The organism is Thalassobaculum litoreum DSM 18839, assembly GCF_900102465.1.
Lineage (GTDB): Bacteria > Pseudomonadota > Alphaproteobacteria > Thalassobaculales > Thalassobaculaceae > Thalassobaculum > Thalassobaculum litoreum.
Map to the genome: position 1 here is coordinate 145,952 of NZ_FNBW01000002.1, position 14,248 is coordinate 160,199.

Genomic DNA, 14,248 nt, shown 5'->3' on the forward strand with positions numbered 1-14,248 from the left:
GGTCCCGCGCAAAAGAAAACGGCGCCCGAAGGCGCCGTCGTTGTCAGGCCAGCCCTTCCGGCCTTGCCGGTAGCGTCAGCATCGGGCCGTCAGGGATGCGGCCTTCCTCGATGCCGTGGCAGGCGACGATGGCGCCGTCGCTCAGTGGACGCGGCATGGGAATCTCCGCGCGGCAGCGCTCGTTGGCGAAGGGACAGCGCGGATGGAACGTGCAGCCCGGCGGCGGGGTGATCGGGTTCGGCACTTCGCCGGCCACCGGCGTCCGCTCGCGCCCGCTCATGTCCAGGTCCGGAATCGTGTCCAGCAGCAGCCGCGTATACGGGTGGCGCGGCGTGGTGAACAGTGTCTTCGCCGGCGCCACCTCGACCAGCTTGCCGAGATACATCACGCCGACGCGGTCGCTGATGTGATAGACGACCGCCAGGTTGTGGCTGATGAACAGATAGGTCAGCCCGAACTCGCGCTGCAGGTCCTTCATCAGGTTCAGGATCTGCGCCTGCACCGAGACGTCCAGCGCCGAGGTCGGCTCGTCGCAGACCAGGAACTCGGGCTCCGAGGCGAGCGCACGGGCGATGGAGATGCGCTGGCGCTGGCCGCCGGAGAACTCGTGCGGGTACTTCTCGCCGTCGCGGGCGTTCAGCTTCACCGTTTCCAGCAGATCGCCGACCCGGGCGTCGATCGCCGCCTGTCCCTTGGCCAGATCGAAGGCACGGATCGGCTCGGCAATGATGTCACGCACCCGCCAGCGCGGATTCAGGCTGGCATAGGGGTCCTGGAAGATCATCTGCAGCCGGCGACGCATCGGCGCCATCTGCTGCCGGCTCAGGCCGGCGATGTCCCGGCCCTCCAACTCGATCGAGCCCTCGGTCGGGCCGTAGAGGCCGACGATCAGCCGCGCCACCGTGGACTTGCCGCAGCCGGACTCTCCCACGAGGCCGAAGGTCTCGCCCTGGCCGATCTCGAAATCGATTCCGTCCACCGCCCGCAGGATCTGCTTGGGCTGGCGCTCGATCATCCGGTTCAGCCAGGGGGCGGACACGTCGAAATACCGCTTCAGCCCCTGCACCTTGAGCATGGCGACCTCGTGGCCGCCGGCATCGCGGATCTTCGCCCGGGCCTCGCGCTTCTTGGCGACTGCTTCAGCCATTGTTTCCCTCCAGCACCGCGTCCGCCTTGGTCTCGGCCACCAGTTTCTTCGAGGCTTCCTTGTTGCGCCCTTCCTCGCCGTCATAGAGCCAGCAGGCGGTCCAGCTGTCCTCGATCGGCAGCAGGTCCGGCCGCACGGTGCGGCACTTGTCGAAGGCGTGCGGACAGCGCGGGTTGAAGGCGCAGCCGGTCGGGATGTCGGTCAGCCGCGGCATCGAGCCGGGGATCTGCTCCAGGCGTTCGCTGTCGTGGCCGATCGACGGGATCGAGCCCATCAGGCCGTGGGTATAGGGATGCTTGGCGTTCTTGATCACCTCGCGGACCGGGCCGATCTCGGCGATCCGGCCGGCATACATCACCGCCACCCGGTCGGCGGTCTCGGCGATCACGCCCATGTCGTGGGTGACCAGCATCACCGCCGTGCCGTGCTCGCGGCACAGACGTTTCAGCAGTGCGATGATCTGCGCCTGGATCGACACGTCGAGCGCGGTGGTCGGCTCGTCGGCGATGATCAGCCGCGGGTTCACGCAGAGCGCCAAGGCGATCACCACGCGCTGCCGCATGCCGCCGGAGAACTGGTGCGGATACTGGTCGACCCGGCGCTCCGGTGCCGGGATGCCGACCTCGGTCAGCAGCTCGATCGCCCGGGCCCGCGCCTGGGTCGGCGACAGGTCGGTGTGGGTCTGGATCGTCTCCACCAGCTGTCGGCCGACCGAATAGAGCGGGTTCAGGCTGGTCAGCGGATCCTGGAAGATCGCGCCGATCCGCTTGCCGCGGATCCGCCGCATCTTCTCGTAGGGCAGATTGTCGATCCGCTCGCCCTCGAGCAGGATCCGGCCGCTGGCGACCCGGCCCGGGGGCTCCAGCAGGCCGATGATCGCGGCCCCGGTCATGGACTTGCCGGCGCCGGACTCACCGACCACGCCCAGCACCTCGCCCTCGTCGATGTGCAGCGAGATGTCGTTGACGGCGGTGAGCGTGCCCCGGCGGGTGGGGAACTCTACGACGAGGTTTTCGACTTCAAGCAGAGGCATCGGATCAGCGCAGCTTCGGGTTCAGGGCGTCACGCAGCCAGTCGCCCAACAGGTTGACGGCGAGCACCAGAATGGCGAGGGCGGCGCCGGGGAAGATCGTGATCCACCACTCGCCGGAGAACAGGTAGTCGTTGCCGACGCGGATCAGCGTGCCGAGCGACGGCTCGGTCGGCGGCAGACCGACACCGAGGAAGGACAGCGTCGCCTCGGCGATGATCGCCAGCGCGAGCTGGATCGTGGCGATGACCAGAACCGGGCCGAGCACGTTCGGCAGGATGTGGCGCCACATGATCAGCACCGGCCGGATGCCGATGACGTGGGCCGCCTGGACGTATTCCTTGTTGCGCTCGACCATGGTGGAGCCGCGCACGGTACGGGCGTACTGCACCCAGTTCGACAGACCGATCGACAGGATCAGCACCGCATAGGCCAGGTCCGCCTGGTTCTGCAGCTCGATCACGCCGCGCAGCACGCCGTTGATCAGCAAAGCGATCAGGATCGACGGGAAGGAGAGCTGGATCTCCGCCACGCGCATGATGAAGGCGTCGATCGCGCCGCCGACGAAGCCGGAGATCAGGCCGAGGCCGACGCCGAGGATCAGCGACAGGATCACGCTGGCGAAACCGATCAGCAGCGAGACCCGGCTGCCGTAGATGATCGCCGACAGCACGTCGCGGCCCTGGATGTCGGTGCCGAGCAGGAAGCGGGGGTCGCCGTACTCCATCCAGGCCGGCGGCAGGGAGGCGTCGAGCAGTGTGATCGACGCCAGGTCGAACGGATCGTGCGGCGCCACCAGCGGTCCGAAGGCCGCCATGAAGAAGTACAGGAAGGTGATCGCCGCGGCGACCATGGTCACCGGCGAGCGGGTGAAGCTGTACCAGATGTCGCCGTCGAAGAAGCGGCGCATGCCGTCCATGAAGCCGGAACCCGAGGTCATGTTCGTATCAGCCATGGCCGCTGGCCTTTCCGGTATCCACGCGCAGGCGCGGGTCCACAACGTAGTAGAGCAGGTCGACGATCAGGTTGATCACCACGAAGAAGAACGCGATCAGCATCAGGTAGGCCGCCATGATCGGGATATCGACGGTGGTCACCGCCTGCAGGAACATCTGGCCCATGCCCGGCCACTGGAACACGGTCTCGGTGATGATCGCGAAGGCGATGATCGAGCCGAGCTGCAGGCCGGTGATGGTGATCACCGGGACCAGCGTGTTCTTCAGCGCATGACCGAAATGGACGGCCCGGTTGGTCAGCCCCCGGGCCCGGGCGAACTTGATGTAGTCGGTGCGCAGCACTTCGAGCATCTCGGAGCGCACCAGACGCATGATCAGGGTGAGCTGGAACAGCCCCAGCGTGATCGACGGCATGATCAGCGACTTCCAGCCGTCGATCGTCAGAAGCCCGGTCTTCCACAGCCCGATATCGATCAGCCCGCCGCGCCCGAAGGAGGGCAGCAGATTGAGCTGAACCGAGAAGAAGAAGATCAGCAGGATACCGATCAGGAAGGTCGGCAGGCTGATGCCGACCAAGGATACCGACAGCAGGACCTTGGAGATGAATCCGTCTCTGTTCAGGCCGGCGTACACGCCCATGGGCACGCCGAGGAGCAGCGAGAACACCGCCGATACCAGCGCCAGCTCAAGGGTCGCCGGCATCCGCTCCACCAGCATTTCGGCCACCGGGCGCTTGTGCTGGTAGGAGATGCCGAACTCGCCGGTCGCGGCCTTGCCGATGTAGCGGCCGAACTGGACCATGAACGGATCGTTGAGGCCGAGCCGCTCACGCAGCGCTTCGCGCTCGGCGATGCTGGTTTCGATGCCGACCATCTGGTTCACCGGATCGCCAACGAACCGGAACATCGAAAACGACACCAGCGCCACGAAGAACATGACGAAGAGCGATTGGATCAACCGTCTTAGAATGAAAGCGACCATAGGGCCCGCAACCTGAAACCGAACAAGGTCAAAATCTATGGTCCCGGCCCGCCCTCAGGCGGACCAGGACCGGTTTAGTATCCGACGCGTCAGTCCACTTTGACGTAGTTAAGCATGAACTGGTTGTCGGCGCGCTGCACAAGCGAAATGTTGCTGCGCTTGCCCCAGGCCAGAGCCTGCTGGTGCAGCGGGATGTAGCCACGCTCGTCGTGCAGGATCTGATAGGCCTCGCGGATGTACTCGTTCCGCTTGTCCTGATCGGTCTCGGACAGGACCAGGTCGGTCAGCTCGTCGAACCGGGCGTTGGAGTAGCCGCCGTTGTTGAACTTGCCACGGCCGCTCTCAAGGTCCGGAGTGCCGATGATGTTGAACATCACGTTCCAGCTGTCGAACGAGCTCGGGGTCCAGCCCAGCAGATAGAAGCTGGTGTCCCGCTTCGGCGCCAGGATCTTGGCGAAGTACTGGGCCTTCGGCTGAGCCAGCAGGTTCACCTTCACGCCGATGCGAGCGAGCATCGCCACGACCGCCTGGCAGATCGCCTCGTCGTTGACGTAGCGGTTGTTCGGGCAGTCCAGGGTGATCTCGAAGCCGTCCGGATAGCCCGCCTCGGCCAGCAGTTCCTTGGCCAGCTTGGCGTCGGGCTCCAGGCGCTTGAACTCGTCGGAATACTTGAACAGCAGCGGCGAGATCATCAGGGCCGACGGGGTCGAGAGGCCGCGCATCACCTTCTTCTGGATCAGCTCGACGTCGATCGCGCGGTAGAACGCCTCGCGGACGCGGACGTCCTTGAACGGGTTCTTGCCCTTGACGCTGGAGTGCAGAAGCTCGTCGCGCTCCTGGTCCATGCCCAGGAAGATCGTGCGCAGCTCCGGACCGCCCAGCACTTCCGTGTTCGGGTCGTTCTCCAGACGGTTCATGTCCTGAACCGGGACCGGATACATCATGTCGATCTCGCCCGAGAGCAGGGCGGCGACGCGGGTGGAATCGGAGCCGATCGGGGTGAAGATCACCTCGGTCAGGTTGTGCTCCTTGTTCGCGGCATCCCACCAGCCCTCATAGGGGACCAGGACCGTCTTCACGTCGGTCTCGCGCGACTGGATCATGAACGGGCCGGTGCCGTTGGCGTTCCGGGTGGAGAAGTTCTCCTTGCCGGCGGTCACGTCCGTCGGATCCTCGGCACCGTTCGCCTCGGACCACTCCTTGTCCATGATGTACCAGGTGCCCCACTCGTTCACGAGGGTCGGGACCGGCACTTCAGTGACGAAATCGACGGTGTAGTCGTCGACCTTGAGCACATCGACCACGCCCGCTAGGCGGCCCTTGAGGTCGGAGCCGTCCTTGCGCACGCGCTCGGCGGAGAACAGCACGTCGTCGGCGTTGAAGTCGTTGCCGTTATGGAACTTCACGCCCTGGCGCAGCTTGAAGCGCCAGCGGGTCGGCTCGACGATCTCCCAGCTCTCAGCCAGGGACGGCTCGATCTGCAGGTCCGGATCCATGCGGATCAGACCTTCGTAGATGTTGCCCTGCAGGCTGAGGGTGAAGGTCTCGCTCAGCGAATACGGATCGAGCGACTGGGCATCGCCCTGGAAGGCCCACTTGAAGGTCTTGGCATCCGCCGAGGAGGCGCCAAAAGCCCCAAGAACTGCCGCCGCCGCGGCGGCGGCCAGCAAAGTTTTACGCATTACAAATAGCTCCCACGTGTGTGCCAATGGACGTCGATCCAACACATCGCCGATCCGAAAAGGCGGAATCGGAACCGGTGAGGCCGACGTTCGCATCGTTGGCGCCGGGCCCCCGGCCCGGCACGTCGGGGGGACTTAACCGGGGGACAGCAAGCGCGTCAATGCGCGCATGCAGCACTTTTGGTTCGGATTGCGCATTTCTTACAGCGTTTCAGATCAGCCCCACAACCGCGCCGGTCGAGAGCGTGGAGAGCGTCCCCGCTACGAGCGATTTGGGAGCCAGCCCGGCAATCTCCCCGCGCCGAGCGGGCAGGATCGTCGCCAGGCCGCCGATCATGATGCCGAGGCTGCCGAAATTCGCGAAGCCGCACAGAGCGTAGAGCATGATCAGCTCCGAGCGTTCGCTGAGCGTGCCTTCCGGCAGCTTGGACAGTTCCAGATAGGCCAGCAGCTCGTTCAGGGCGGTCTTGATGCCCATCAGCCGCCCGGCCTCGCCGGCCTCCGCCCAGGGGATGCCGATCAGCCAGACCAGCGGGCTGAACAGCCAGCCGAAGACCATGCCCAGCGACACCGGCTGCCCCTGGACGTCCGGCAGCAGGCCGAGCACCGTGTCCACCAGGCTGACCAGGGCGACCATCACCAGCAGCATGGCGAGAATGGACAGGAACAGCTTCAGCCCCTGTTCGGTGCCCTGGGTAATCGCGTCCATGAGGTTCGCCGCAGGCGAAACGATCTCCAGCTCGCCCGGTGTCGGCGGACCGCGGCGCGGCACCATGATGGCGGCGATGGCGATGGCCGCCGGCACGCTGATGAGCGAGGCCGTGATCAGGTGTCCGATGCCGTTCTCGATCACCGGGGCGACGAATCCGCCGTACAGCGCCAGGACCGTCCCGGCGATGGTCGCCATGCCGGTGGTCATGACGATGAACAGCTCGCCCCGATCCAGCTTGCTCAGGTAGTCGCGCGCCAGAACCGGTGCCTCCACCATGCCGAAGAACACGTTGGCGGCGCAGGCCAGCCCGACCGGCCCGCCGACCCCGAAGGCCCGCTCCAGCGCCGCCGCGAAGCCGCGGACGATCCAGGGCAGGATCCGCAGGTGGATCAGCGCCGAGGTGAGCGCGCTGACCACGATCACCAGCGGCAGCGCCTGGAACGCCAGCACGAAGGCGGCACCGGGATAGCTCTCCTCGAACGGCAGCGGGGCGCCGCCGAGATAGCCGAACACCAGGGAGGTGCCGGCCTTCGTCGCCGACTGCAGCGCCAGGAAGGCGTCGTTCAGCGCCGCCACCGCGTCGCGCAGGAACGCGACCTTCAGCATGGCGAGCGCGAGGCCGATCTGCAGCACGATGCCGACCAGCGGCACCCGCCAGCCGACGGCCCGTCGCTCCTCGCTCAACGCCCAGGCGATCGCGAAGATCGCCAGCAGCCCGATCCCGGAATGAAGCTGCGCCATGTCACCCCCGCGTTCAGCGCACCGCCGGCTCCCGCCCCACAGGGGCTGACGGACCGTCTCAGGATTTCTACGTTGCCAGCCTGGGGCCGTCGACCCCAGGGTTGGCCCGAGAACCACAGGACCGTCACGCACAGAGGGAGACGCCGGATGCCCACGCCCCGCGATATCGACCACATCGTGGTCATGACCCGCGACCTCGCCGCCGCCCAGGCAGCCTGGAGCGCCTGCGGCTTCACCTGCACGCCGCGCGCGGTGCATCCGTTCGGCACGGCCAATTCGCTGATCCAGCTCCAGGGCAATTTCGTCGAGCTGCTGGAGATCGACGACGCCAGCCGGATCGAGGAGGCGGCCGGCGACCGTTTCTCCTTCGCCGGCCACAACCGGGACTTCCTGGCGCAGCGCGGCGAGGGCATGTCGATGCTGGTGCTGGCCAGCGGCGACCGAGACGCCGACCTCGCCGACTGGCGGACGCAGGGCCTGCGCGTGTACGAGCCGTTCGATTTCGAGCGGCAGGCCAAACAGCCCGACGGGAGTAGCCAGCGGGTCGCCTTCTCGCTGGCCTTCGCCTCGGAGCCGTCCCTGCCCGGTCTGGGGTTCTTCACCTGCCAGCAGCACACCCCGGAGGTGTTCTGGAAGCCGGCTTATCAGGTCCACGCCAACGGCGCCCAGCGCATCGCCTCGGTTCAGGTGACGGGTCCGGATCCGGAGGCGGCGGACACCTTCCTGCGCGCCTTCTCCGGCGGCCGGCGGACCACCCATATCGCCCTGGACCGCGACGCGCTGACCCTGGAGGAGGGCGCGCCGGCGTTTCCGGAGATCACGGTCCGGGTGGCGGACCTGGACGCCGCCGCCGCCCATCTCCCGGCGGCCCAGCGCGAGGCCGATACGCTGGTGGTCCCGGCGGAGCGGCTGACCGGGGTGTCGGTGCGGTTCATGCGGTAAACCGGCGCCACAGGCTTGGTCCCGACGTGCGTCAGGACCAAGCCTCCCACGCCCGAACAGATCCGGTCCCGCCACCAATCTCGACACCCCGCGACCGTCCGTGGTCTAAGGTTCGCCCAAACAAGAGGCCGCCAATGACCCGGACCACACACCCCGCCCACCCGACAGTCGCCCGTCTGCTGCTCGTCGTGTTCATGCCGTTCGCCGGCGGGTATTTCCTGTCCTACCTGTTCCGCTCGACCAACGCGGTGATCGCGCCGCAGCTCATCGCCGAGATCGGACTGGACGCGGGCGATCTGGGACTGCTGACCAGCACCTACTTCCTCGCCTTCGCCGGGTTCCAGTTGCCGCTCGGCCTGCTGCTCGACCGGTACGGGCCGCGCCGGGTGCAGTCGGTGCTGCTGCTGTCCGCCGCGCTGGGCGCCACCCTGTTCGCGCTCGGCGACTCCCTGGTGGCGCTGGCCGTGGCGCGCGGCTTCATCGGCCTCGGCGTGGCCGGCGGGCTGATGGCGTCGTTCAAGGCGATCACCCTGTGGTTCCCCAAGCAGCGCTGGCCGCTGATCAACGGCTGTTTCATGGCGATCGGCGGGCTCGGCGCCGTCGCCGCCACCAGGCCGCTGGAGATGGCGCTGCACGTGACCGACTGGCGCGGCGTGTTCCTCGGCCTTGCCGTGGTCACCGTGCTGGTCGCCCTGACCATCCGTCTGGCGGTGCCGGAGCGTCCGATCCACGGCGCCGGAGACACCTTGGGCGAGCAGCTCGCCGGATTGAAGCGGGTCTTCGCCGACCTGCTGTTCTGGCGCGTCGCCCCGCTGACCGTCACCACGATGGCGGCCAACCTGGCGATCCAGGGCCTGTGGGCCGGCCCGTGGCTGCGCGACGTGGGCGGCATGGACATCGAAGGGGCGGCCGACGCGCTGCTCTGGCTCGCCGCCGCCATGACGGTCGGCTTCGTGGTCACCGGCATGATCGCCGACCGCTGCACCCGGCGCGGCATCCCCCTGTCGCGGGTGATCCTGGTGCTGACCACCCTGTTCATGGCGAGCCAGGCGGTCATCGTCTTCGAACTCGCCCCGACCAGCGTGCTGCCCTGGGTGGCGTTCGGACTGCTGGCGAACGGCGCGGCGCTGGTCTACCCGCTGCTCAACGGGCATTTTCCGCTGGCGCTGTCCGGTCGGGCGTCGACCGGGCTCAACACCCTGGCGTTCTTCGGCGCCTTCGCCGGGCAGTACCTGATGGGGGCGGCGATCGACCTGTGGGAGCCGCTGGCGACCGGCGGCTACCGGCCCGAGGCCTATCAGGCGGTTTTCGGGGGCATCCTGGCCCTGCAGATCCTCAGCCTTCTGTGGTACGCCTTGGCCGGGGCGGGCCGGCCCAGCGGCCATCAGGAGGACACGGGCGTTTGATCAAGCGCGACATCAAGACGGAGGCCTTCGCCATGGCCTCCTTCATCCTGCAGGTCAACACCATGCGCGCCCTGGTGTCCAAGGGCGTGCTGCGCCGGGACGAGGCGGTGGAACTGGTCGACGAGGCGCGCCGCCAGCTCGACCATCTCATCGCCGGCAATGAGACCGACCGCGAGGCCATGCTCGACCGCGAGCTGCTGGACTACGAGGCGATCTTCCGTCACATCGACGACCGCGCCGCAGACGACCTCCTGCGCACCCTGCGCGATGCCCTGAATCGCATCCTCGACGACGACGCCTCGGTGGCGGACCTGGCGGAGGACATCATGGCCGACGACGCGGACGACACTATTCACCTGTAGCGGGATTCACCTGTAGCCGGGCGCCTGTAGCCGACATCCGGACCGCGTCTGCCCCATACCGACAGGAGGAGCGTCATGTCCCTGGATGCCATGGTTGCCAGCATTCTCGACCGGATCGGCCCCGAGGTCGGCCAGGGCCGGGTCGCCGACTACATCCCCGCTCTGGCCCGGATCGAGCCGTCGAAGGTCGGCATTGCCGTCGCCACCCTGGACGGCAACCTGTACACGGCCGGCGATGCCCACGAGGCCTTCTCGATCCAGAGCGTGTCCAAGGTCTTCACGCTGGCCTTGGCGCTGGGACGGGCCGGCAGCGACCTGTGGCAGCGGGTCGGCCGGGAGCCGTCGGGTTCGGCCTTCAACTCCATCGTCCAGCTCGAACGGGAGCATGGAATCCCGCGCAACCCCTTCATCAATCCCGGGGCCATCGTCGTCAGCGACATCCTGCTGGCGGGCGGACGGCCGAAGGAGACGATCGCAGAGATCCTGTCCTTCCTGCGCTGGCTCGCGGACGACGACACCGTGGCGATCGACGCGGAGGTTGCCGCCTCGGAGGCGGAGACCGGCTATCGCAATGTCAGCCTGGCCAACTTCATGAAGGCGTTCGGCACGATCGACGGACCGGTCGCCGACACGCTGGATGTGTACTTCCACCAGTGCGCCCTGTCCCTGTCCTGTGTCCAACTGGCGCGGGCCGGGCTGTTCCTGGCGAACCGGGGCGTCGATCCGGTGACCGGACGACGGGTCGTCGCCGACTACCGCGCGCGCCGGATCAACGCGCTGATGATGACCTGCGGGCATTACGACGCCTCGGGCGACTTCGCCTTCCGCGTCGGCCTGCCGGGCAAGAGCGGCGTCGGCGGCGGCATCCTCGCCATCGCCCCCGGGCGCGCCGCGGTCGCGGTCTGGTCGCCGGGCCTCAACGACAGCGGCAACTCCCACGCCGGCACCATCGCGCTGGAGGAATTGGCAAGGGAGACCGGCTGGTCGGTGTTCTGACGACAAACGGCCGGGGATTCGCCCCCTTTCGCCGCCGGATTAGCGTGGTATGCTTCCGCCAAGTCATTTCCGACGATAATCCCAGCTTCCTTTTGGAGGACGCCATGAGCTTCCAGCCGAACTCGCCGGCCGCGCGGGACGTTGCTTACGTCTTGCACCCCTACACCAACGCCCGGGCCCATGAAGAAAACGGTCCGATGATCATCACCAAGGGTGACGGCGTCTACGTGTACGATGACGGCGGCAAGCAGTACCTGGAGGCGATGGCCGGCCTGTGGTGCGCGTCCCTCGGCTTCAACGAGAACCGTCTCGTGAAGGCCGCGACCAAGCAGCTCGAGACCCTGCCCTACTACCACACCTTCGCCCATAAGGCGCACCTGCCCGGGATCGATCTGGCCGAGAAGCTGATCAACCTGGCGCCGGTGCCGATGTCCAAGGTGTTCTTTGCCGGCTCCGGCTCCGAGGCGAACGACACCGCGATGAAGCTGGTGTGGTACTACAACAACGCCCGCGGCCGTCATGCCAAGAAGAAGATGATCAGCCGCATCAAGGGCTATCACGGCGTGACCATCGCCTCGGCCTCGCTGACCGGCACCCCGGTGAACCATCCGGGCTTCGACCTGCCGATCGCCGGCGTGAAGCACACCTCCAACCCGCACTACTACCGCTTCGGTCAGTCCGGCGAGAGCGAAGTCGATTTCGCCACCCGGATGGCGCAGGACCTGGAGACCATGATCCTGGAGGAGGGTCCGGAGACGGTCGCCGCCTTCATCGCCGAGCCGATCATGGGTGCCGGCGGCGTCATCGTGCCGCCGGAGACCTATTTCGAGAAGATCCAGGCGGTCCTGAAGAAGTACGACGTGCTGATGATCGCCGACGAGGTGATCTGCGGTTTCGGCCGGACCGGCGAGTTCTGGGGCAGCCAGACCGTCGGCATCAAGCCGGACATCCTGACCTGCGCGAAGGCCCTGTCCTCCAGCTATCTGCCGATCTCGGCGGTGATGATCAGCGAGGACGTGTACCAGCCGATCGCCGACCAGAGCCAGGATCTCGGCGTGCTGGGCCACGGCTACACCTACACCGCCCACCCCGTCTGCGCCGCCGTCGCGCTGGAGACCCTGAAGATCTACGAGGAAGACAACATCCTCGACCACGTCCGGGCGGTCTCTCCGCTGTTCCAGGAGCGTCTGCATGCGCTCAGCGAGCATGAGTTGGTCGGCGAGACCCGGGGCCGCGGCCTGATGGGCGCGCTGGAGATCGTCGCCGACAAGGGCACGCGCGCGTCCTACGACCCGAAGGTCGGCGCCGGCGCCAAGGCCGGTGCCGCGGCGACCGAACACGGCCTGATCGTGCGGGCCATCGGCGACAGCATCGCCTTCACCCCGCCGCTGATCATCACCGAGAGCCAGATCAACGAGCTGTTCGACAAGATGACCAAGGCGCTCGACGACGCGGCCGGCGCGATCCACAAGGCGGCGGCGGCGTAAGCCTCTACCCGCCGACGACGGTTCCGACGGGCCCCGGTCGCAGGATCGGGGCCCGTTCTCGTTTGTGGCATACTGGCGCAAGACAACCAGCGCGCAGGAGGAACCGCCCATGCCCCATCCCGCCATCGCCCGGGACAAGGCCGCCGTCATCACCGGGGCCGCCAGCGGCATCGGCAAGGCGGCGGCTTCCCGGCTCGCCGGGGCCGGCATGCGGGTCTACCTGCTCGACCTGCCCGGCCCGGCGCTCGACGCGGCGCGGGCCGCGGTGGCCGAACATGCGTCCGAGCCGGATCACGTGGTCGCCCTGCCCTGCGACGTCTCCGATGAGGCCGAGATGCGCCGGGCGGCCCAGCGGGTCGCCGCCGTGTCCACCGCCCCGTCCTTCCTGATGAACAACGCCGTCACACGGGTCGGCGGCGGCATCTGGAACCCGTCGGCCGATTGGCATCGGGCGGTGGAGGTGAACCTCTGGGGCGTGATCAACGGCGTGCGCTGCTTCGTGCCGTCGATGATCGAGGCCGGGGCCAGGGCGCATGTGGTCACTGTCGGCTCCAAGCAGGGCATCACCAACCCGCCGGGCAACACCGCCTACAACGTCACCAAGGCGGCGGTGAAGGCCTACACCGAGGGCCTGCAGCACGACCTGCGCAACACACCGGGCTGCCGGGTGAGCGCCCATCTGCTGATCCCGGGCTGGACGACGACCGGCGATCGCGAGCACAAGCCCGGCGCCTGGCTGCCCGAACAGGTCGTGGATCACATGCTGACGGGGCTGGAGGCCGGCGACTTCTACATTCTGTGCCCGGACAACGAGACGACGACGGAGATGGACCGCAAGCGCATCCTCTGGGCCGCCGGCGACATCACCGAGAACCGGTCGCCGCTGTCGCGATGGGACCCTGCCTACAAGGACGCCTTCGACGCCTTCGAGCCCTGAGACGACCTACTGGAACAGCCCCAGGGCGATCTGCGGCGCGTTGTTGGCCACACCCAGGGTCTGGACCGAAAGCTGCTGGCGGACCTGGGCCGCCGTCAGTTCGGCCGAGGCGCGCGCCATGTCGGCATCGACGATATTGCCGAGCCCCTTCTCGATCTCGTCCAGCGTCGCCTGCACCTGGTTGACCTGCAGATCCAGGGCGCGGAGGTCGGCGCCGAGACTACCGAGCGCCGTGGCGACGTTCTCCTCCTCCGTTTCGAAGGTGCTCAGGGCGGCGAGGGCGTTGGCGGGCGAGGAGATGTCCTCGTTCGCCAGCCGGGCATAGGTCACGTCAAGACGCTGACCGTTCAAGGTCAGCGTTCCACCCTCCAGATTGGACAGCACATCCACGTCACGTACCGTCCCGATCGCCAGGTTGAACGGGATGGCCACCTCGATGAGGATGTTGACGCCGTTGAATTCGCTGTTCTCCAGGATCTGACGCATCTGGGCAATCATCTCGTCATAGTCGTTCTGCAGGATCTGCTGCTGCTGGGCGGTGTTGCCTTCGTTCGCGCCTTCCGTGATCTTCTGCCGGATGTCCGTCATCAGGTCGGACACCGCCGTCGCGCCAGCCAGTGCGACCTTGGCAATCCCCTTGGCGTTGTTCAGGCCCTGCACCACCGCGTTGAGGGCCCGCACGTCGGAGCGCAGACCCTGGGCGATCGCGAAGTTCGACGCGTCATCCTTGGCACCGCGGATCTTCAGGCCGGTGGAAACCTGACGGCTGGCCTCGGCCACACGGGATCCCGCCACGGTCAGGTTCCTGAGCGCGGCAAGAGCTTCCGGGTTGGTGCGAATCGACAGCGTCATGGCGCTACACAAGCAAA

General features: G+C 67.1%; 13 protein-coding genes. 6 read left to right on the plus strand and 7 right to left on the minus strand.

Annotated elements, in window-relative coordinates; translation table 11 throughout:
• Nucleotides 1–43: 43 nt before the first annotated feature.
• The 6 genes from BLS34_RS03880 to BLS34_RS03905 form a co-directional block, all read right to left on the minus strand.
• Nucleotides 44–1,147, minus strand: a complete 1,104-nt coding sequence (locus BLS34_RS03880; protein WP_093148304.1) for an ABC transporter ATP-binding protein — start codon at nt 1,145–1,147, stop codon at nt 44–46.
• Nucleotides 1,140–2,180 carry an ABC transporter ATP-binding protein gene (locus tag BLS34_RS03885; RefSeq protein WP_093148307.1) on the minus strand — a complete coding sequence of 347 codons (1,041 nt, stop codon included), beginning with the start codon at nt 2,178–2,180 and terminating at the stop codon, nt 1,140–1,142. The genes BLS34_RS03880 and BLS34_RS03885 overlap by 8 nt, the downstream gene beginning before the upstream one ends.
• 4 nt (nt 2,181–2,184) lie before the next feature.
• Nucleotides 2,185–3,132, minus strand: coding sequence for an ABC transporter permease (locus BLS34_RS03890; RefSeq protein ID WP_215906035.1), 948 nt, complete (start codon nt 3,130–3,132; stop codon nt 2,185–2,187).
• Nucleotides 3,125–4,114 carry an ABC transporter permease gene (locus BLS34_RS03895; RefSeq protein WP_028793901.1) on the minus strand — a complete coding sequence of 330 codons (990 nt, stop codon included), beginning with the start codon at nt 4,112–4,114 and terminating at the stop codon, nt 3,125–3,127. Before BLS34_RS03895 ends, BLS34_RS03890 begins: the two co-directional genes overlap by 8 nt.
• A gap of 89 nt (nt 4,115–4,203) precedes the next feature.
• Nucleotides 4,204–5,796, minus strand: coding sequence for an ABC transporter substrate-binding protein (locus BLS34_RS03900; protein WP_093148308.1), 1,593 nt, complete (start codon nt 5,794–5,796; stop codon nt 4,204–4,206).
• A gap of 211 nt (nt 5,797–6,007) precedes the next feature.
• Nucleotides 6,008–7,249 carry a NupC/NupG family nucleoside CNT transporter gene (locus BLS34_RS03905; protein ID WP_028793899.1) on the minus strand — a complete coding sequence of 414 codons (1,242 nt, stop codon included), beginning with the start codon at nt 7,247–7,249 and terminating at the stop codon, nt 6,008–6,010.
• A gap of 147 nt (nt 7,250–7,396) precedes the next feature.
• Here BLS34_RS03905 and BLS34_RS03910 point away from each other — a divergent pair, with 147 nt between their 5' ends.
• From BLS34_RS03910 to BLS34_RS03935, 6 genes are all read left to right on the plus strand, one after another.
• Nucleotides 7,397–8,191, plus strand: coding sequence for a VOC family protein (locus BLS34_RS03910; RefSeq protein WP_175474086.1), 795 nt, complete (start codon nt 7,397–7,399; stop codon nt 8,189–8,191).
• A gap of 134 nt (nt 8,192–8,325) precedes the next feature.
• The gene (locus tag BLS34_RS03915) at nt 8,326–9,597 is read left to right on the plus strand and encodes an MFS transporter (RefSeq protein ID WP_093148312.1); all 1,272 of its coding nucleotides are present in this window, start codon (nt 8,326–8,328) and stop codon (nt 9,595–9,597) included.
• On the plus strand, nt 9,594–9,959 hold the full coding sequence (locus tag BLS34_RS03920) for a hypothetical protein (RefSeq protein WP_093148314.1): 366 nt from the start codon (nt 9,594–9,596) through the stop codon (nt 9,957–9,959). Before BLS34_RS03915 ends, BLS34_RS03920 begins: the two co-directional genes overlap by 4 nt.
• A gap of 75 nt (nt 9,960–10,034) precedes the next feature.
• On the plus strand, nt 10,035–10,955 hold the full coding sequence (locus BLS34_RS03925; RefSeq protein ID WP_093148316.1) for a glutaminase: 921 nt from the start codon (nt 10,035–10,037) through the stop codon (nt 10,953–10,955).
• A 104-nt stretch (nt 10,956–11,059) separates the two neighbouring features.
• Nucleotides 11,060–12,442, plus strand: a complete 1,383-nt coding sequence (locus tag BLS34_RS03930; RefSeq protein WP_028793896.1) for an aspartate aminotransferase family protein — start codon at nt 11,060–11,062, stop codon at nt 12,440–12,442.
• A gap of 109 nt (nt 12,443–12,551) precedes the next feature.
• Complete coding sequence (locus tag BLS34_RS03935) at nt 12,552–13,379, plus strand: SDR family NAD(P)-dependent oxidoreductase (protein WP_093148318.1); 828 nt, start codon at nt 12,552–12,554, stop codon at nt 13,377–13,379.
• A gap of 6 nt (nt 13,380–13,385) precedes the next feature.
• Here the strand turns inward: BLS34_RS03935 and BLS34_RS03940 are convergent, their stop codons facing one another.
• Complete coding sequence (locus tag BLS34_RS03940; protein WP_093148319.1) at nt 13,386–14,231, minus strand: flagellin; 846 nt, start codon at nt 14,229–14,231, stop codon at nt 13,386–13,388.
• Nucleotides 14,232–14,248: the final 17 nt, after the last annotated feature.

Coding starts and splice junctions, on each gene's coding strand:
- BLS34_RS03930 (WP_028793896.1), top strand. CDS start 11,060: ATGAGCTTCCAGCCGAACTCGCCGGCCGCGCGGGACGTTGCTTACGTC.
- BLS34_RS03900 (WP_093148308.1), bottom strand. CDS start 5,796: ATGCGTAAAACTTTGCTGGCCGCCGCCGCGGCGGCGGCAGTTCTTGGG.
- BLS34_RS03885 (WP_093148307.1), bottom strand. CDS start 2,180: ATGCCTCTGCTTGAAGTCGAAAACCTCGTCGTAGAGTTCCCCACCCGC.
- BLS34_RS03935 (WP_093148318.1), top strand. CDS start 12,552: ATGCCCCATCCCGCCATCGCCCGGGACAAGGCCGCCGTCATCACCGGG.
- BLS34_RS03925 (WP_093148316.1), top strand. CDS start 10,035: ATGTCCCTGGATGCCATGGTTGCCAGCATTCTCGACCGGATCGGCCCC.
- BLS34_RS03890 (WP_215906035.1), bottom strand. CDS start 3,132: ATGGCTGATACGAACATGACCTCGGGTTCCGGCTTCATGGACGGCATG.
- BLS34_RS03915 (WP_093148312.1), top strand. CDS start 8,326: ATGACCCGGACCACACACCCCGCCCACCCGACAGTCGCCCGTCTGCTG.
- BLS34_RS03905 (WP_028793899.1), bottom strand. CDS start 7,249: ATGGCGCAGCTTCATTCCGGGATCGGGCTGCTGGCGATCTTCGCGATC.
- BLS34_RS03910 (WP_175474086.1), top strand. CDS start 7,397: ATGCCCACGCCCCGCGATATCGACCACATCGTGGTCATGACCCGCGAC.
- BLS34_RS03880 (WP_093148304.1), bottom strand. CDS start 1,147: ATGGCTGAAGCAGTCGCCAAGAAGCGCGAGGCCCGGGCGAAGATCCGC.
- BLS34_RS03940 (WP_093148319.1), bottom strand. CDS start 14,231: ATGACGCTGTCGATTCGCACCAACCCGGAAGCTCTTGCCGCGCTCAGG.
- BLS34_RS03895 (WP_028793901.1), bottom strand. CDS start 4,114: ATGGTCGCTTTCATTCTAAGACGGTTGATCCAATCGCTCTTCGTCATG.